Source organism: Pseudoleptotrichia sp., from assembly GCF_057270515.1.
The window spans coordinates 128590-148705 of sequence record NZ_DBHIXS010000006.1 but is presented as its reverse complement, the minus strand read 5'-3'; the positions used below and the strand labels follow the sequence as shown (position 1 = coordinate 148705).

The 20116-nt window shown below is 28.1% G+C and carries 18 protein-coding genes and 1 CRISPR repeat array; all 18 genes read right to left on the bottom strand.

Annotated elements, in window-relative coordinates:
- Positions 1–181, bottom strand: a 181-nt coding sequence (locus ACO5J6_RS06485; RefSeq protein WP_485642849.1) for a helix-turn-helix domain-containing protein, incomplete at its 3' end; no start/stop codon positions are given.
- 229 nt (positions 182–410) lie between these two features.
- Entirely contained in the window at positions 411–818 is a 408-nt protein-coding gene (locus ACO5J6_RS06480; protein ID WP_485642848.1) for a hypothetical protein, read from the bottom strand.
- A gap of 204 nt (positions 819–1022) precedes the next feature.
- A complete protein-coding gene (locus tag ACO5J6_RS06475) occupies positions 1023–1160 on the bottom strand; it encodes a hypothetical protein (protein WP_485642847.1) in 138 nt (45 codons plus the stop codon).
- 199 nt (positions 1161–1359) lie between these two features.
- Positions 1360–1871: a CRISPR direct-repeat array (repeat unit 36 nt; unit sequence GTTTTAGTCCCCTTTGATATTGGGGTGGTCTATATC).
- A gap of 145 nt (positions 1872–2016) precedes the next feature.
- A complete protein-coding gene (cas2, locus tag ACO5J6_RS06470; RefSeq protein ID WP_485642846.1) occupies positions 2017–2340 on the bottom strand; it encodes a CRISPR-associated endonuclease Cas2 in 324 nt (107 codons plus the stop codon).
- Positions 2330–3244, bottom strand: coding sequence for a type II CRISPR-associated endonuclease Cas1 (gene cas1 / locus ACO5J6_RS06465; RefSeq protein WP_485642845.1), 915 nt, complete (start codon positions 3242–3244; stop codon positions 2330–2332). The genes cas2 and cas1 overlap by 11 nt, the downstream gene beginning before the upstream one ends.
- A gap of 15 nt (positions 3245–3259) precedes the next feature.
- Positions 3260–6841 (bottom strand): type VI-A CRISPR-associated RNA-guided ribonuclease Cas13a, encoded by a 3582-nt coding sequence (cas13a, locus tag ACO5J6_RS06460; protein WP_485642844.1) that lies wholly within the window; start codon positions 6839–6841, stop codon positions 3260–3262.
- A gap of 164 nt (positions 6842–7005) precedes the next feature.
- Positions 7006–7635 carry an orotate phosphoribosyltransferase gene (gene pyrE, locus ACO5J6_RS06455; protein WP_485642843.1) on the bottom strand — a complete coding sequence of 210 codons (630 nt, stop codon included), beginning with the start codon at positions 7633–7635 and terminating at the stop codon, positions 7006–7008.
- Positions 7628–8914 carry a dihydroorotase gene (locus tag ACO5J6_RS06450; RefSeq protein WP_485642841.1) on the bottom strand — a complete coding sequence of 429 codons (1287 nt, stop codon included), beginning with the start codon at positions 8912–8914 and terminating at the stop codon, positions 7628–7630. The genes pyrE and ACO5J6_RS06450 overlap by 8 nt, the downstream gene beginning before the upstream one ends.
- A gap of 32 nt (positions 8915–8946) precedes the next feature.
- Complete coding sequence (pyrF, locus tag ACO5J6_RS06445) at positions 8947–9687, bottom strand: orotidine-5'-phosphate decarboxylase (RefSeq protein WP_485642853.1); 741 nt, start codon at positions 9685–9687, stop codon at positions 8947–8949.
- An 11-nt stretch (positions 9688–9698) separates the two neighbouring features.
- Positions 9699–10169, bottom strand: a complete 471-nt coding sequence (gene pyrI / locus ACO5J6_RS06440; RefSeq protein ID WP_485642839.1) for an aspartate carbamoyltransferase regulatory subunit — start codon at positions 10167–10169, stop codon at positions 9699–9701.
- A 184-nt stretch (positions 10170–10353) separates the two neighbouring features.
- The gene (gene pyrB, locus ACO5J6_RS06435; protein WP_485642852.1) at positions 10354–11280 is read right to left on the bottom strand and encodes an aspartate carbamoyltransferase; all 927 of its coding nucleotides are present in this window, start codon (positions 11278–11280) and stop codon (positions 10354–10356) included.
- 490 nt (positions 11281–11770) lie between these two features.
- Positions 11771–12412 carry a sakacin A production response regulator gene (locus tag ACO5J6_RS06430; RefSeq protein ID WP_485642838.1) on the bottom strand — a complete coding sequence of 214 codons (642 nt, stop codon included), beginning with the start codon at positions 12410–12412 and terminating at the stop codon, positions 11771–11773.
- Positions 12413–12598: 186 nt separating this feature from the next.
- Positions 12599–13585 (bottom strand): BMP family ABC transporter substrate-binding protein, encoded by a 987-nt coding sequence (locus tag ACO5J6_RS06425; protein WP_485642836.1) that lies wholly within the window; start codon positions 13583–13585, stop codon positions 12599–12601.
- A 60-nt stretch (positions 13586–13645) separates the two neighbouring features.
- Positions 13646–14212 (bottom strand): DUF1003 domain-containing protein, encoded by a 567-nt coding sequence (locus ACO5J6_RS06420; RefSeq protein ID WP_485642834.1) that lies wholly within the window; start codon positions 14210–14212, stop codon positions 13646–13648.
- A 193-nt stretch (positions 14213–14405) separates the two neighbouring features.
- Positions 14406–16826 carry an endopeptidase La gene (lon, locus tag ACO5J6_RS06415; protein ID WP_485642832.1) on the bottom strand — a complete coding sequence of 807 codons (2421 nt, stop codon included), beginning with the start codon at positions 16824–16826 and terminating at the stop codon, positions 14406–14408.
- 136 nt (positions 16827–16962) lie between these two features.
- On the bottom strand, positions 16963–18192 hold the full coding sequence (clpX, locus tag ACO5J6_RS06410; RefSeq protein ID WP_485642830.1) for an ATP-dependent Clp protease ATP-binding subunit ClpX: 1230 nt from the start codon (positions 18190–18192) through the stop codon (positions 16963–16965).
- 20 nt (positions 18193–18212) lie between these two features.
- Complete coding sequence (gene clpP / locus ACO5J6_RS06405; protein WP_485642829.1) at positions 18213–18782, bottom strand: ATP-dependent Clp endopeptidase proteolytic subunit ClpP; 570 nt, start codon at positions 18780–18782, stop codon at positions 18213–18215.
- A gap of 48 nt (positions 18783–18830) precedes the next feature.
- Positions 18831–20114 (bottom strand): trigger factor, encoded by a 1284-nt coding sequence (gene tig / locus ACO5J6_RS06400; RefSeq protein ID WP_485642827.1) that lies wholly within the window; start codon positions 20112–20114, stop codon positions 18831–18833.
- Positions 20115–20116: the final 2 nt, after the last annotated feature.

The window sequence follows — 20116 nt, the reverse complement described above, 5'->3', positions numbered from 1 at the left end:
AGTTATCTTTTTTAAGTTCTTGCATTATTTTATTAGTTTTATTTTTAGAAAAATGTAAGCTATCTGCTATCTCTTGTTGTGATAATGCTATATATTTGTTATTTTTTATTTCTATTTGATTATCATATAGAAATTTTAATAACTTATATTTATCATTAGTAAAAACAACTAAATTTATCAAAATAATCACTTCCTTTTTTGTAGTATTATAACATATTTGATTAGAATTTTCTATGAAAAAATATCATAATAGTGTATTTTATAAAAATATTATAAATAAAAATAGGATTAAAAAATTTATAATCCTATTTTCACAATCTTTTATATGCATTTTATTATAAAATGTATTGTAATATGCTATTTTAAAGTGTTTTTGTTATCCCTTGTTAAATGGAATATATAAAGAAATATTATTTTTTTCCATATTTTTCTATCATTTTAAAATATTCATTTAACGCGGGGGAATTTATATAATCTATCCATTTTTTCTCAGGAATAAAGCAATTCTTAGCATAATATCTGTCAGTAACGGCTATAGGATTGGTTTCACTGCCAAATTCCCCTTCAATCTGTATTATTCTACCGTATGTTTTCAATGATTCGTTGAAAGTATCTATCATTTCTTTATTATTATTGTCAATATGATAAGACCTCAATAAAACTTGTTTAATTATAAATTTACAACGAAAATCTCCTCCAAAAATTTCAGGTACATTTTTAAATACATATTCAAATTTTTCATCTTTAAAAGGGTCTTTTAAAGCACTAAAAGTAAGTACATTCGTAACAATAAACAGTAGCAGAATTATTTTTTTCATTTTTTTCTCCTTTTATCATATATATGAATTGTCATATGAATTCCAAAATTCTCTCTTTCTAATCTATATTATACCCTACGTTTTCTTAAAATCAAGTTTTAAATTTATTTTCTGATAAAAAATTTTACTATTTAATTTTCTAATTAATTTTCTAAAAAAACTTACTGTTTTCTTTGTTTTTTTTCATTATTTAAAATTAATATTTTAATTGAAACTACTATCATAACGACCCGGCTCTTCATAAGAATATGAAGATTTATGAGTTGAATCTATAAATTCTTCTTTAAATGCACTACAGCTGACAAGCAATAACATTGGTATTAATAAAATTATTTTTTTCATAATTTATCTCCTTTTTATCTATTTATTTGTTTATTTATTTAATTTTTATTTGATCAATACTCTTCAATTAATTTTTTCCAAATCCTCATCTGAATCTAAAGTCTTTTCTAAATGTCAAAATTATCCCTTAAAGTTTTAATCTCCTCTGATATTGGGTGGTCTATATCAATATAAAGGAAACAAGAGAATATATTCCTAAGTTTTAGTCCCCTTTGATATTGGGGTGGTCTATATCCGAAAGTTTGCAAAGACGGAACAGTTCTAAGAGTTTTAGTCCCCTTTGATATTGGGGTGGTCTATATCAATTATGAGAGTAAATTACATAATGAAGAAGCGTTTTAGTCCCCTTTGATATTGGGGTGGTCTATATCGAGATAAGATTACTAACCGTGATGGTGGAAAAGTTTTAGTCCCCTTTGATATTGGGGTGGTCTATATCAATAGAATCGAGGATATTTTATTATTTGCAAGGTTTTAGTCCCCTTTGATATTGGGGTGGTCTATATCAAAGTAAATAGTAGTAAAAAACAAATATTTATGTTTTAGTCCCCTTTGATATTGGGGTGGTCTATATCGAATGTAAGATGAAAAGAGGATTGATTTTACTGTTTTAGTCCCCTTTGATATTGGGGTGGTCTATATCTGACAATTGCAGCTATTATATTAATCATTTATGTTTTAGTCCCCTTTGATATTGGGGTGGTCTATATCCCATCCTTAATTTTCATCTGATAGGATATTATTTATATTTTTTTCTTTTTTTACTTGTATTTCCATTATTTTCAAAAGTTATCTCTCCTTATTAAATGATATAGACGCATCCCCTTATGATTATTATACCATATTTTAAGACTTTTTAAAATTCTAATATTTTATTTTTATCATTTAAAATTTTTTCTCCAAGTGTTGTATCACCTGATATTACTTTCATTTTTTGAAACTGTTCTTCTGTTAAGATAATAGACCTTATAGAAGAATTTTTAGGAGCCAGCATTGTTAGCTGCTTTTCTGCCAATTCGATTTTCTCTTTTGTTTTTGACCTCACAATATATACTGATTTCTGAAGCTGATAATATCCTTTTTCTATTAGTTTTTTTCTAAAATTTTTATATTCCAGTATTTCTATATCAGTCTGCATAGGCATATCATACATAAGTAGCCCTATATATTCAATATTCATAGTCATTCACACTTAACATTGGTATTATCACTTCTTCATCTTTTAAAAAATAATTTCTTATACTGTCTAAATAATAGTCAATTACTTGAGAAAAATCATATTTTTTGTTTTTAAATAATACTTTTTGTTGAGCTACCAGTAACATTTTTTGCCTTATTTCTTTACTTAATCTTGCTTCATTTAAAATATCTTTATTCATATAAACCAAATAATCTACCATAGGTCGAAAAATTTCTATTATATCGTCTGAAAAATTATACGCATTAAATTGTGATTTGTGGTGCAGCCCCAAACTTGGGTGAAAACCTTTAGCTACTATTTTTGATGATATTATGGCTCTTAATATCATATAACCATAATTAAGAGCTGAATTTACACCGTCTTCATCAAATCTTTTAAATTTATTACTGTATAATTCCTGAAAATAAATTCTTGAAGCGATTGCTTCCTGATGTTCTGCACTTACATCATCTTTTTTCAGATTTTCTTTGTATGTTTCTAATCTTGCTATAGAAATATCACTTTTTTCTAAATACTTCAACAATAATTTTTGATTTTCAATTTTATTTTCTATTACTTTAGTCCATAATTTTTCTTTTTTATTTTCCGACCATTCAATCTGTTCATTTATTCTCAATGTTATCTGAAAATGGTTAAATAATCCCAATGAATGAATTTCAGGTTGATGTTTCTCATTACAAATTATAATAGGAATATTATTTTCAATCAATCTTAACTGCAAAATAGCACTTATCTTACAATGACAGTTTTCAATGACTATTGCTGATATATCATTCAAAGAAATCTTATTTTTCTCATCATTATTATCTTCATCAATCATTACAAGCTGATTATTCGATATTGACAAATCGTCAGCTCTTGTTATATGAACTATACTGGACATTTTTCTTCAAACTCCTTATTCTGAATATTCAAGCATTGCTTTTACATTTTCGAGAAATTCATTCTCTAAAATTTCAAATTTATTATTTTTTCCTAACATTTTCCCTTTTTTAGAATAAAGTCGATTTTTAATTTTATATTTAAATACTTCATTTTTGTCATTTGAAATTTCAAAATTTATTTGAATATTATATTTTTCTAATAAAGTCTTTGTCGATTTTAGTATATGATTTTGTACTTTTTTATCATATGAAAACAATTTTACTAATAAATTAGCCTGATTTAGAAAACTAATAGTATCTTTTTCTTTGTGTAAATATTCAAAGTGTGCTATATAATTTCTTAAATTTCCCCAAGTAAAATTATCTGCTGTTATTTCCCTAATTGCCAAATTATCATTTAAAAATAATAAACTCATAAAATTTTCATGTATTTTATTTATTACTGATTTCATTTTATTTCTATAATTTGTTACAGAAAAATTATCTTTACTACCATCAGGCTTACAAGGATTTAAAAATTTATTTACTTTTTCTTTATCATCTTCTTTTAAAAATTGTTTTATTGCTATAACTATAAACTTAAAATCTCTTTCCCACTTATTCAAAAATGCCACATTTCTTGCCAATAAATCAGATAATATTTCATGTAACAAATACACATTTTGGAGTTTTTCTTTATTTTCTAAATAATTATATTTTCTAATTTCTTCTATAATTTTTTTATAAATTTCTTTATGTTCAAATTCTTCTTCACTTTTTTTCTTTTCAATCCATTCTTTATGTAAATAACATCTACAATCATTATAGTATTCTATTACTTTTTTAGGTTTCCCATTCTCCTTAAATCTATTTACTTTTTCTAAGATTTTGTATTCTTTTAATTCATCACTTACTTCAGCTTCAAACTTTTCTTTTGTTGTCATATTGTTTAGTGTATATTTGTTATCTTTCAAAACTTTAGAAAGAAAATTTTCTGTTCCATATTTTCTCATTTTTTCTAAATTGCCATGAACTATTGGAGTTTTTCCATCTGTTGAATAAAAAGGAGTATTTTTTTTGTCATCCAAAATTGCTTCTTCAATAAATTTTCTTAATTTTTCATCATATTCTGATGCAGAACTATAAAATTTATTAAATAATGCATTCATATTATCTTTCTCTTGTTCTTTAGTTTCGCCTTCTAATATTTCAAGTTTTTCTTTTGTTATTATCACAAATTCAATTATTGCTTCTATTTTTTCTATATCAATTTCAAGAAATTTATTCTCTGTATTTTGTCTTTTTGCTAAAAATTGTTTGTACTTAATCATATCATTCCTAAATTCTGAAATTCTTTTATTATCTATCATGTTAAAGAATAAGTATAAATTCAAGATTTCGCTATCGTTTTCATTTAATATGTCTAACCCTTCTATTTGTATATTTAAATTTCTGACAATTTCTTTTCGTTCTTTATCTACTTCATTTCTCTTTTTTAAAAATTTGAAATTATTATTATCCAAATATTTAATGAACCCTTCTAAAAATACTTCTTCAATAAAATCTCTAATATGTTTTGAAGTATCCTTTCTATTTTTTTCAGTATTAATTTCAATTCTTTCCATTTCTGATTTATGAATATACGAAATATATTCTGGAATATTATCTGAAAAATTATAATTTCCTATCACATCATAACTTTTTCCTCCTCTCCTTTTTTTATTTTTTTTGACTTTTTCTACTGCTTCTTTAAATTTTGCTTTATTATTTAAGAATTCTGTATAAAAATTATTATAATATAATTCTTTTAACAGAAAATTTCGGGTTTTCATAAACTCATTATATTCAGTATTTTTATCACTGCTTTCTGAATATGCCTTAAAAAATTCATAACTATTATTGCTTTCCGAAATTGATAAATTTTCTCCTTTTATCAAAATTCTTTTAAAATTAGGGGCAAAAGATGCTTTTGTTTTTAATATTTCAAATTTATATTTTTCAAAGTATTTTTTTATTTCATTTTCTGTATAATAATATTGTAAATTATTAGATATGAATCTATCCTTTAAATCTTGCTGTATTTCTTTTTTCTTAAAGTTAAAATAATCTTTTATAGTATCAGAATCCTTTAAATCTAATCCATTATTATATTTCCCTAAAACCATTTTATCAAAATGATTTACACCATTTCTAATATTATATATAGAACTAGAAATTGCATTTAATACCTCTACTATTTTATTATCACCAAAGATTTCAGAGTTAAAAAAATAATTTAGCATTTTTTCTTTAAATACATATTTTCTATTTCTTTCTCCTTTTATATATCTCTCATTTTCAACCTTTCCTAATAAGAGATCATCAGAAATTTCTTGGGTTAGAATGTTATTTTCTGTTCTTCCAAATAAATTATAATAACTATTAGCTGCAAATGAAACTAACACTGCCATTTTTCTAATTAAAGTTTCCTTAGTTTTTATATATTCCAAATCTTTTGTTTCTAATTGTCCTGTATTTTTTATATACTCGTCATTTTCTTTATAATAAAGTAATTTTCCATAATCTAATATATGTTGAACAAATAAATTTTTAAAATTACTGTTTATTTTATTTTTAAATTTTTCTTTATTTATTCCTTTTTTCTCATCAACTTCTTCTATAAACATTATTTTTTTTAAAAAATTCAAATATAAATAATCATTTTTACCATTTTTAGATTTTGATTTTTGTTTTTTATACGAAAAATTATTTTCAATATATTTTTTTAGTTCTAAATTATATATCTGCTTCAATTTGTAATCACTGTTATTTTCTTCTTTTTCTCTGATATATTCTCTAAGTTCATTTAAAACTTTTCCTTTTATAATATTTATTTCTGTTTCTTCGTTAAATATTTTTTCAATATTTTCCAAAAAATTAGTAATATCAAAATTATCTAATTTTTCTTCTAAAATTGACTTTTGCTCATCTTTTTTTTCTATTATTTCTTTCAATAACTCATAAAAAGTCATTTCTCTATCATTTGTAGGGTTAATTCCATAAATTTCTTCATTCACATTTTCTTTTTTATATTCTAAATTTATTTTATTATTATTAATTGATTCTAATAGTAATTTTATTTTTCTATCCTTATATTTTTTAAATATTTCTTTTAAATCTGAAAATTCCTTATTTTTTCTAACTTTATCTCTATTTTCATTTTGAATTTTTTCTATTAAATTATTCAATAATGTTCTAAGATAATACTTTTTATCTCCTTCTTTAAAAAAATACACATCTTCTTTAAATTTATAACCTTTTATTATTCTTTCTTTATCATCTAATATTTCTAAATTTATATTTTTTAATTCCCATTCTTCATTTTTTTTACTCAAATACAGTTCTTCTATAAAAAAATAAAGAGATTTTATATTTTGATCTTTTTCTTCTCTTGTTATTCTTTTTCCATCTTTCAATCTAAAAAATTCTTTATAAATTTTACTTTCAATTTGTTTATTGTATCGTTCTTCAATTTTTTTTCTTTGCTCTCCCTTATCTAAATCTTGCCACTTTTCCTTTAAAACACCTTTATCTTGTTTTTTGTAATGACTTACACCGTTTATTTTAGTTATTCTCATATCTTCATCTCTCCTTATTATTAATATAATTTATATGAACCTAAGCAACTACCTTTTAATTTAAATATATAATAAATTTACGTAAAAATCAAGTAAAAATCTGAAATTATCATAAAAATAATTTCAGAAAATAAATATATTATTTAAATACTTTATTTTAATTTTTACTTACTCCACCCCTCAGGATTTTTACTCCATTCAAGAGCCGTTTTGGCTTCATTTTCTGTAAGATATTTTGATTGCTCCAGTAACTTTATTAATGTATCAAAATTGGAGAGAGAGCTAAATTTACAATTATATTTTTTATAATTTTCTTCTGCTTCCTTAAAGCCGTATGAAAAAATGGATTTTACCTCCAATTCCTTAACTCCCTCTTTTTGTAAAATATCCACAGCTATAAGACTGCTTTTCCCTGTAGTAATCAAGTCTTCTATTACAACTACTTTCTTTCCTTTTACTTCCGCTCCCTCTATCTGTTTTCCTCTCCCGTGGTCTTTAGGTTTATTTCTTATATAACAGAGCGGTTTTCCCATTCTGTCGGCTATAAACGAAGCCCATGGGATACCTGCTGTCGCTACTCCCGCTATTACATCTACATCTTTCTCTATATTTTCAATAAAGCTTTCTATTATTATATTTCTTTCTTCGGAAAATCCTAATATATATCTGTTATCACAATAAATAGGACTTTTTATCCCCGAAGCAAAAGTAAAAGGCTCTTTCACACTGATTTTTACTGCCTTTACACTAAATAATGCTTTTGCAACTTTTTCTCCCAATAAAATATTATTCATAAAATTCGACTTCCTTTCCCTTTTTTATATTATCTTTTATTTTTCCATTTTCATAGATTATTTCGCCGTTTACAATGGTCATCATATTCTTTCCTTTTAATCTCCAACCCTCATACGGACTCCATTTACATTTACTCTCACATTCCTCGTTTTTTACAGTCCACTCCTTATCCAAATCAATTATAATAATGTCTGCATAATATCCCTCTTTTAGTTTTCCTCTTTTTACTATTTTCATTATTTCGGCAGGATTTTCACACATTAATTTCTGTATCTTTTCGAGGGGGATTTTTCCATTATTATAAGCATTCAGCATAAGTCCCAAAGATGTTTCCACTCCGGGCATTCCAAAAGTAACTTTTTCAAATTTTTCTCCTATCAGATGAGGAGCATGGTCAGTCCCGATAGTGTCAATATCATCATTTACCAATGCTTCCCATAAAAACTGATTATCTTTTTCCGTTCTCAATTCAGGTTTCATTCTTAAAAGCATTTTATTTCTATCATTACTTTCCCTTATTTTTTCATTCAGAAATAAATGATGTGGAGTAACTTCCACGTAAACAGGATGTTTTTCGTTATTTACATTTCTATTTTTTTTCCCGTTTATAACTTTTATCAGCTCTTTTTTTGAAGGAATATGACAGATATAGACCCCTTTTCCATATTTTTCATTTAATGACAATGCTTTATCTATCATTTCATTTTCAGCATGTACTAATACAAGCTTTGAGTTTTTAAATATTTCTTTCAATATTTCATCATCTTCTATAAGCATTTCTCCTGTAGTTACATTCATAAAAATTTTTACACTATTTGCTCTTTTTTCTTTCAAAATATTTTTTATTTCACCAATATTATTGTTTCTGCTTCCTCCAAAATGAAATCCGTAGTTTACAATGGATTTTTCAGCTGCTTCTTTTTTCTTTAATAACAGATTTTTTAAAGTCGTAGTAGTCGGAACAGTATTCGGCATATCGTAGAATGTAGTAATCCCGCCTTTAGCACACGCTCTTGAACCTGTTTCAAAATCTTCTTTATGAGTTATTCCGGGATCTCTCATATGCGTATGAATGTCTATTATTCCGGGCATCAGGAGTTTTTTTCCCAAATCCTTGATTTCGATATTTTTTCCTAAAATTTCAATTTCCTTTTCAGATATTTCTTCAGAAATTTTCTGAATTTTTTCTCCTGTAATCAATATTTCTATTTTCTGACCATACACATTTTTCCCGTTTTTTAAAAGTATTATTTTTTTCATATTTTTATTATTTTTCATTATTTCTCCAAATTATTTGACAAAATTTTTGATTATTCTCCATTTATGGCGTCCGTTATTTCCTGTAGTATAGACTTTGCAGCTTTTACAGGATTTTCAGATTTTGTTATCGGTCTACCGACTACAAGAAAATCAGCATTGTTTTTTACTGCATTATAAGGAGTCATTATCCTACTCTGGTCATCTTTTCCATTTATGGCAAATTGCGGTCTTATTCCCGGACAGACAGTAATAAAATCCGTTCCAAGCTTTTCTTTTATAAGTTGCACTTCATTTGAGGAACATACAATTCCTCGCATTCCATTGTTTCTTGCCAATGTTGCCATATTCAGAACCATTTCTTCAAGATTTACAGTACTTTTAAACATTTCCTGTATATCTCTTTCCGAGAGATTGGTAAGCACAGTAACACCTATCAGAAGTGAATTTGAATTATACTTTTTCAAAAGTTCCGAAACTTCTTTCATCGTTTTACTCCCATTGGAGCAATGTATATTAAATATAAATACATTTTTTTTGATAGCATATTCACAGGCAGATTTTACAGTATTTGTAATATCATGAAATTTCAAATCCAAAAATATTTTTTTGCCCCTCTTATGTAGATAGTCTATTATTTCCCCTTTTGTGTTCAAAAATATCTCAAGTCCGACTTTATATATACTTACATAGTTTCCAAGCTCTTCAACTATTTTTTCAACATCTTTAAGATTGTTATAGTCCAATGCCACAATTAGCTTATTCTTCGCTTTTTCTTCAATATTCAATTTTATTTCCCCTTTCACTAAAAAGTTTTTAACTCTATTTCATTTTCTGAAATCACTCTTTCACAATAAAAACATTTATATTTTATTTTATTATCGTCAGTTTTTTTTATAAATTTTGATACTATATCTTCATGATTTGATATACATTTATTATTATTACATTTTATTAGTCCTACTATCTCATTAGGTATTGCCAGTTTGATTTTCTTTACAACTTTGAAATTTTCGATAATATTTATTGTTACATCAGGAGCCAACAAAGCGATTTCTCCTAACTCTCTTTCTCCAAGATTTTTATCTTCTATTTTTATCAACCCTTTTTTTCCTAATGAACTGCTTTTCAGATTACACGCTACCGTTATTACTTCGTTATAGTCTTTTAAACCTAATATTTCCACAATAGGAAATGTTTTTTCAACAGGAATATGGTCTATAACTATTCCGTTTTTTAGAGCTGTTATTTGTAATTCTCTTACTTTATTTTCCATATTGATTACCTTCTTTCGATTTTTATTTTCTCCTGTTTTTCATTTTTATTGATTTTTATTTTTCTTGATTTTATTTTACAGTACATTGTTATATTATTACTAAAATACTAATAATCTTGCTGCTAATGACTATTTTATCGTAGTTTTACAGTTTTCCGATTGTCTTAAAAGATATTCTTCTTTTTTAGAAATACTCTTTTACCTTATCCAATACTGTCATTATCATAGCCTGTCTTACAGGTATTCCATTTTTAGCCTGTTTAAAATAAAGAGCATATTTTGTATCGTCCAGATCCGTCGCTATTTCATCCACTCTTGGAAGAGGATGCAGTATAATCATATTTTCTTTACATTTTCCGACTATATTTTCCTTATTTATCACATAAACCCCTTTGACTTTTTCGTAATCTTCTATGTCCGGAAATCTTTCCCGCTGTATTCTCGTCATATAAAATACATCTATTTTATTTAAAGAATCTCTAAAATCTTTCAAAATTTCATATTTAACATTATTTTTATCCAAATCGTCGAGTAAATATTGAGGCATTTGGAGTATTTCAGGAGATATAAAATATATTTTCGGATTAAAATGTGTTAACGCCTTTACCAACGAATGTACAGTTCTTCCATATTTCAAATCACCGACAAAAGCTATTGATATGTTATTCAGAGTACCTTTTTCTTTAAGAATGGTATATAAATCCAGTAAAGTCTGACTTGGATGTTGATTTGAGCCGTCTCCCGCATTCAGTACGGGTTTTTTTGAAGTATTCGCCGCAAGTCTTGCCGCACCGTCATAAGGATGTCTTACTACTATAACATCGGAATAGGATTCTACCATTTTTATCGTATCGGTAAATGATTCTCCCTTTTTTAAGGAAGTCAGTTCAAGAGGAGGAAAATGCAATATTTCAGCTCCCAATCTCAATGCAGCCGACTCAAATGACATTTTTGTCCTTGTACTTGGCTCAAAAAATAATGTCGAAATTATTTTACCATGTAAAAATTTAAGTTTTTCTTCTTCCGAGGTATTTTCTATTTTTTCCGCTATTTTCAATATATTCAGGATTTCTTCCTTACTCATATCATTCATTGAAATAATATCCTTTATGTTCATTACTGCCTCCTATAAATTTTTTATTTATAAAAAAAGAGAATAATAATATTTAAATAAAATATTTTTATTCTCTCTAATATATAAAATAGTAATAATTTTCAAGAAATTTAAAAATTTAATTTGTGTCTTTTTAGATTTCTTTTTTGAAAATAGATCGTATAAATACAAATCAAAAATTCTTGTTTTGAAAATAAAATATAAAATCAAATAAGATAGAAAATTCAAGACTGCCAATTTAAATTTATTAAATATTGTTTTATAATCATTTTTGATATAAAAAAATATGAACATTTGTATTTTCTCCTATCTGATACTATATTTAAAAATTTCCATTATATTCAAACTTTAAGTATAATATCAGATTTTTTCCTATTTTTCAATAGTTTTAAGCCTTTATTTTTATAAATTTTTTTTATTTTAATAAATATAATTTACTGAGACAACTGCATTTAAAAGGATTTTATTATCTTATGATTTCATTATTTCATAATTTTGTTACTTCATAATAAGGAAGTAATAACTCAAATCCTTTTAATAATTCATTGTTTAAATCATCTGAATTTTTAAAATTTATTATATTGTTCACGTTATATTTAACTAAAACTTTTCTGACTTTCTTATCAGCCACGTCTTTTATAAGTTTTTGGCGATTTTCCTCATTCCCCTCTATCCGATAATCTTTCCCGTCAATCTGCACATAATAATAAAGCGGTTTTTTTATAGGTAATTCTAAAACTTTATTCTGATTTTCGATTGTATTTTTTCCTATTCCTCTTTCAAGAAAACTTACTTCCAAAGAAATTCCCGTATCATTCCCTTCACCAAAAAGCCTTAACGCAATCCCCGTTTCATCACGTTTTTCATTGTCTTTTTTTAAAAATACCCAGAAATAAGGACGGCATATCTGTGCCTGATTCATCCAGCCGCTGACTTTCTGCATTTTAAATTCTTCGAGTTTCTCTTCAAAACTTTTTGCAATTTCCGTAAATATTTTTCTTGCAGCCTGTCCTGATTTTTTTATAGTTTCCATTTTCTCTTTATCAGGACCTGCTTTGTCAGGATTTATATATTTCATATTACTATAGGAAATATAATCGATTAAGGATTTATAATCAGAAATTTTCATATTTGTAATATCCTTTCATTACTATTTTCTTTTTTACTATTTTCTTTTATTGTTTTTATTATTATTCTTTACTCAATTTTATCAGAAAAACCTTAATTTTATTATTGTGTTTTTATTCTTCTTCTTTATGAATATATACCTCTAAATATCCAAGGCATTTATCTGTAGTATTTTCTAATTTCTTTTCTATCTCTGGACTTTTATTTTCCCGTTTTTTATCATTTCTTTTATTTCTTCCAGTTTTTTCAGTTTTTCTTTTCCGATTATATCTTTCGTATATGTAAAATCAGTAGTTTTTATTGCATTTTCTGCAAGCCCGAAACGGTATTCCTTTCCCTGAAAATCACCATTGACAGTATTTTTAATTATAGTATAGACAGGTACACTCAAATCTGTCATAATAGAAGTCAGAACTGTTCCGGGTGCGAGTTTATCTTCATTCTGTTCGGAAGATATGGCAAATATCTTGTTTTCCTGTGCTGCGTTTAATATTCCTATTCCGCTTCCGCTTGCATCATGGAATATTACCCCTGTTTTATATTTTTTTATCATTTCTTCGGCTTTCTTTTTTCCAGTTGGAATATCAAAAAATGGATTTTCTCCTTCAATGTAGGAACTCATTGTAGCTAATTTGCTGTTTACATATTTTGCTCCCTGCTTAAATCCTTTTTCGTATCTTTTTACGTTTTCAATTTGAGTAGAACCGATAAAACCTACAGAATATGTCTTTGTCATCATTGCTGCCAATGCCCCTGCAAGAAATCCTCCCTCTTCTTCTTTAAATAAAAGTGTTGCAACATTGGATAGCTGATTATCAGGACGTTCATATGTTACTACAAATTTTTGCTTTGGGTATTCCTTTGCCATACTTTCAATTCCGAGTTTTATTTCATAAGGAATTCCTATTATTAAATCATATTTTTCAGTTTTTGCCAGAAATTTTATCTGGTCTTCGACATCTAAGATCGATACTTTTTGTGTAAACTCTTTAAATTCAATTCCAAAATCTTTTTTTGCTCTCATTAATCCTTCGTATGCAGAATCATTTCTGGATTTATCTCCTTTTCCTCTGACTGAATAAATCACCGCAACATTGATTTTTTTTGTGTTATTTTCTCCAAACAACATTATAGAACAAAACAACAGAACTGCCAAAAATACTTTATTTTTCATTGTAATATCTCCTTTTTAAATATAAATTTATTTTTTCTCTTTTCTAAAATTGACTTAATATTATTCATTTTCTTTTTTTTCAAAAATATCTTTTATTAATGAATATTTTCTTTGACTCAAATCGGGTTTTCTTCCCTCCAGATATATAATCCTTTCTATGATTTCTTCCTGTCTTTCCAGCAATTCATCCAGTTTGTAATGAATGTCTTCAATTACGATTTCCGTTTTTAGATTTACTTTATAATCATTTTCCATTTGTTGCCTGTCGATTTCCTGCTTTCTGTTCTGGCTCATCATTATGAGCGGAGATTGTATTGCAGCAATACATGATAAAATGAGATTGAGCAATATAAACGGATAAGGGTCAAGAGGTCTCCTGATTAAGATATATATATTTATTATCATCCACAAAGCTAAAAATATACATAAAAATATGATAAATTTCCAGCTTCCTACAAAATCCGCTACCATATCCGCAGCTTTTTGAGCTAAAGTCAGTTTAGTATTTTTTTCTGTTATCTCTGATACTTTCTGCTCAAGTAATTTATGCATCTTTTTTTCATTTTCTATTTCTTCTTTAATATTTTTTACTAATTTCCCTCTTTTTTCTTCAGATAAATCTTTCATAATCTTTTCTCTCCTTAAATATTGATATAATTGTGTGTTCAACAGATAAAATATTATTAATTTCCAAATCAAGGTTTTATATATTTTCTAATTTTAATATTTATTTTATTGTAACATATTTTTACTAAAGAATAAAATAAAAAATATACGGAATTTGATATTATTTAAAATCATTTTCCGTATATCCGATTAATTATTTTTTAGAAATTTTTTTTGTAGACTTTGTAGATTTTGCAGTTTTTTCAGTTTTTGCACTTTTCTTTTCTTTAGGATTTTTTTCTTCTTTTTTTGCTGCTTTTTTCTTTTCTTTCATAAAAACTATTTTATTTACATCATCATAAGTTTCAGCATAATGGAAAGTCATATCTTTTCTTATTTCTTCGGGCAGTTCATCCACATCTATTTTATTATCTATAGGTAAAATCACTTCCCTTATACCTACTCTATGGGCAGCAATTACTTTTTCCTTTACACCGCCTATAGCTAGAACTTCTCCGGTTATAGTTATTTCCCCTGTCATCGCTATATCCTGTCTGACTTCCTTATCAGCCAGCACGGATATTATAGCAGTCGTTATTGTAATTCCTGCTGACGGTCCGTCTTTAGGAACTGCTCCTTCTGGAAAATGCAAATGAATATCTGTTTCTTCGTTAAATTTATCTTTTATACCTAATTTATTTTTTATATGTCTGACATAAGAATAGGCAACTTTAGCAGACTCCTGCATTACACTTCCCAATTTTCCTGTAAGCTGTAAATTTCCTTTTCCTTCCATTTTCACTGCCTGAACTTCGAGCATTGTTCCACCTACCGCTGTCCATGCAAGTCCGTTTACAACTCCTATTTTTCCTGTTCTTTCTTTTATTTTATCTTCTCTAAACTTGGGATTTCCAAGATAATCTTTTATCTTTTCTTCGGTAACGGATAATTTTTTCGTATCTGATAATAATGCTTCTTTAGCCATTTTTCTAAATAATTTGCTTATTTCTCTTCTTAAGTTTCTTACTCCCGCTTCCCTCGTATATTCGTTTATTATCTTAAATATTGAAGCGTCCGAAAACGGTATCTCATAATTTTTAAGTCCATTTTCTTCCTGAGTTTGAGGTACTAAATATTTTTTAGCTATATTCAGCTTCTCAAATTCAGTGTAAGACTCTATAGATATTATCTCCATTCTGTCTCTAAGAGGTCCGGGAATGCCTCCCAGATCATTTGCCGTACATATAAAGAATACATTTGACAAATCAAAAGGATGATCTATATAATGGTCTTCAAAAGTATGATTTTGTGCAGGGTCAAGCACTTCGAGCATTGCAGAAGCAGGATCTCCCCTAAAGTCCGAAGCCATTTTATCTATTTCATCAAACAACATAACAGGATTATTTACTCCTACCTGTTTCAATGAATTTATTATTCTTCCCGGCATCGAACCTATATACGTTCTTCTATGTCCCCTTATTTCAGCTTCATCTCTAAGTCCTCCAAGAGATAATCTTGTAAATTTTCTGTTCATCGAACGGGCTACCGAGTTTGCCAACGATGTCTTTCCTACACCCGGAGGGCCTACAAGACAGATAATCGAACCTTTCAAAGTGTTGTTCAATTTTTTCACGGCAAGAAATTCCAAAATTCTTTCTTTCACTTCTGTCAGACCGTAATGGTCTTCATTCAGTATCTTTTCCGCTTTTTCAATATCTATCTCATCCTCTGTGGCTTCTTCCCACGGAAGTTCCAATACCGTTTCCACATATGACCTTATAACTGAAGATTCCGCTGAAAAATCAGGCATTTTTTTCATTCTTGAAAGCTCTTTGAAAAGTTTATCCTTTAATTCCTGTGGTATTTTAGATTCATGGACTTTCTGATCAAGCTCTTCCAGCTCTTCGTCAGAATCTGTATCTTCTCCCATTTCCTCTTTCATAGCTTTTATCTTTTCCCGCAGATAGTAATTTTTCTGAACTTCCGACATCTGTTCCCTTACTTTTGATTCTATATCTTTTTCAATAGTAAATATTTCCACTTCTTTTTCAAGAATACTCAAAATCCTGTATGCCCTTTCTTCCACATCAAGTATTTCGAGAAGCTCCTGTTTTGCTTTTGTAGCAATCATAAGATTTGTACAGATTAAATCAAAAACTTTATCTATATTTCTGATTTCTTTCAGATTATATACCACATCAGGCAATATTTTCTGGGTAGTTTTCGCATAATTTGAAAATTCATCTATTACTTTTCTTTTCAATGCTTCCGCTTTACTTTCTTCTACCGGTTTCGAGAATATCTCCTGATATTCGGTAAACTGTACGCCATTTTCTTCACTGAACTCCCCTATTAATACTCTATGTTTAGCCTCAACAAGGACTTTTACAGTCCCATTAGGCATTTTTACCGTCTGTATTACATGTACAAGGACACCTGTTTCATAAACATCTTCAGGCAGTTTCGGGTCTTCCACGTTGGCATCTTTCTGAGTGGAAAGTATCAGCTTATTTTCATATTTTTCCAATGCTTCTTCCAAACTTGCCAGACTTGCCTGTCTTCCTATGAATATAGGTGTTACTACACCCGGAAATACTACAAGTTCCCTTGTTGCAATGAATGGTTTTTTTATCATAGTTCCCCTTTCTTTTTAAATTTGTATAATATTTGTATTTTGTACAATATTTATATATTGTTTTATACGTATAATATATTATAATTAGTTTTATAATATATTGTATTTTAACATACAAATTTAAAAAATGATAGTTTTACTTTTTACCTTTTTTTATTATTACTTTACTTTTATCTTGTATTGATTCTTTTGTAATAGTTACTTTCGTTACATTTTTCATCGAAGGGATTTCATACATCAAATCGAGCATTACATTCTCAATAATTGATCTCAACCCTCTCGCACCTATTTTTCTTTTCAACGCCAACTTGGCTATTTCTACTATTGCCTCATCTTCAAAAATCAGTTCAATATCTTCCATTTCAAAATATTTCTTATATTGTTTCACTAATGAATTTTTAGGCTCTGTCAATATTTTTATCATAGCTTCTTCATCTAAACCATGCAATGCAGTGATTATGGGAAGTCTACCTATTAATTCAGGTATCAGTCCGAATTTTATAAGATCTTCGGGAAGTACATTTTCAAATAAAGTCATTTCATCAAGTTTTTGATTGTTATTTTCCAGACCAAATCCTACTCTTTTTTCATTTATTCTGCTTTTCACTTTACTTTCCAGACCTTCAAAAGCTCCACCTACGATAAACAGTATATCTTTTGTATTTATCTCTATCATTTCCTGATTAGGGTGCTTTCTTCCGCCTTGGGGAGGAACACTTGCCACCGTTCCTTCTATTATCTTGAGTAACGCCTGTTGAACCCCTTCTCCTGAAACGTCCCTTGTAATCGACATATTTTCCGACTTTCTTGCTATCTTGTCAATTTCGTCTATATATATTATTCCGTGTTCCGCCATTTCAATGTCATAATCGGCAGCCTTTATAAGTTTTAGAAGTACATTTTCAACGTCATCTCCCACATATCCGGCTTCCGTCAGCGTTGTTGCGTCAGCTATGGCGAGCGGTACATTCAATATCTTTGCCAATGTCTGTGCAAGCAGTGTTTTTCCACTTCCTGTAGGACCCACAAGCAACACATTGGATTTTTGCAGTTCCACGTCATCTATATTTTTCATTTTATGTTTTATTCTTTTAAAATGATTATACACCGCTACCGATAATACTTTTTTTGCGGTTTCCTGACCTATTATGTAATCATCGAGCTTTGCTTTTATTTCAGCCGGTTTGAGCAGAACAATTTCATTTTCGCTCTTTTTTTCAGGGCTGTCATAATTATCAATCAAATCCAAACAGTCATCAATACATCTGTCGCATATAAACGAGTTATTATCAGGACTTCCTATAAGATTTTCTACTTCGTCTTCCCCTCTACCGCAAAATGAACATATGTGTTTATTTTTTGCCAAAATTTTTCACCTCATTAAAATTACAATATTTTATCTATGATACCATATGTCAATGCTTCCTCCGCAGACATAAAGTTATCCCTTTCAGTATCTGTATATATTTCTTCTATGTTTTTCCCCGTTGCCTCGGACAAAATCTCATTCAGTCTTTTTTTGAGTTTCTCTATTTCCTTAGCCTGTATCTGTATATCCGTAGCCTGTCCTCTCGCACCGCCTGACGGCTGATGTATCATCACTCTTGAATTAGGCAGGGAATATCTTTTTCCTTTAGTTCCTGCTGAAAGAAGCACTGCTCCCATACTTGCCGCCTGCCCTACACATACTGTAGACACGTCTGCCTTGATATGTCTCATTGTATCATAAATAGCCAATCCCGAAGTTACCACACCACCCGGACTGTTTATGTACATCACTATGTCTTTTTCCTTATCCTGTGCATCTAAAAATAGAAGTTGTGCTATTATTGAATTTGCAATATTATCTTCTATTTCTCCGCCCAGAAATATTATTCTGTCTTTAAGCAATCTTGAATATATGTCATAGCTTCTCTCGCCACGACCGTCATTTTCAATAACTACAGGATTGTACATTTTTCCTCCTTTGTTTTCTGCCTTACTTTTTTTAATAAATCAGATAAACTACTTAGCTTCATTTACTAAGAAATCGATAGTTTTTCTATTTTTTATCTGATACTTGGTATTGTCTAAAAATCTTGCATAATTTCCTGATTTTTTCACATCATTTAGGATTACGTCTTTCTCTACGCCATACATTTCAGCCATTTTTTCTATTTCTTTATTTACATCTTCGTCTGTTGCAGAAATATTTTCCACTTTTGCAATCTCATCAAGTACAAGTTGTGCTTTTATGGATTTTTCAGCAGATTCTTTCAATGTCTCTCTCATTTTTTCTGCATTTTGTCCTGTCATTTCAAAATATTGCCCTATAGACATCCCCTGCATTTGAAGCTGCTGTGCAAATTCACTCATTCTGTATTGAATTTCTTTTTGTACTAATTGTTCAGGCACTTCAACCGATACATTCTCTACTACTTTTTCTACAACTTTATTTCTGAAATCACTTTCTATTCTGTTTTCTTCTCTTTTTGTCAGATTTTCTTTTGTCTTGCTTTTTAAATCTTCTAATGAGTCATATCCTAATTCTTTTGCAAGGTCATCATTAAGTTCAGCTTCTTCTTTTCTTTTTATTGAATTTACTTTTACTTTAAATAATGCAGGTTTTCCTGACAGATTTGCAGCTCCGTAATTTTCAGGGAAAGTAACATTTACATCAAATTCATCGCCTTTTTTATGGCCTGTTATCTGCTCTTCAAATGTATCTATAAAGCTTTTTGACCCTAACGTCAAATCAAATCCTTCAGCTTTTCCGCCTTCAAATGCTTCTCCGTCTATAAATCCTTCAAAATTAATATTTACAACATCATTTAATTCTGCTGCCGTTTTTTCTTCAACTTCTTTTAATTTAGCTGCATTTGCTCTTAATCTTTCTATTTCTTCATTTAGTTTTTCTTCAGTTATGTCCAGTTTTTCTTTTTCAGCTTTTACCCCCTTATATTCTCCTAATTTTATTTCAGGTAATACAGGTATTGTAAATACTAATTCTATTTTATCATCTTCATTTTCATATTTTATCAGATTTACATTATCGACAGGTTTTAGATTATTTTCAGTTACTACTTTTGCATATTCATCTGATACTATATGGTTCACTATTTCATCTTCTATTTCTTTTTTATATTTTTTTTCAAGTACATTTTGAGGAACGTGTCCCGGTCTAAAACCATCCACTTTCGCACCATTAAAATGTGTCATTACATGTTCTTTCAAGTGTTTTACTTCATCCCCTGTTTTTACCACAGTTACTTCATAAGTTGTTTCATTTAATTTTTTTACAGTTGCCATTT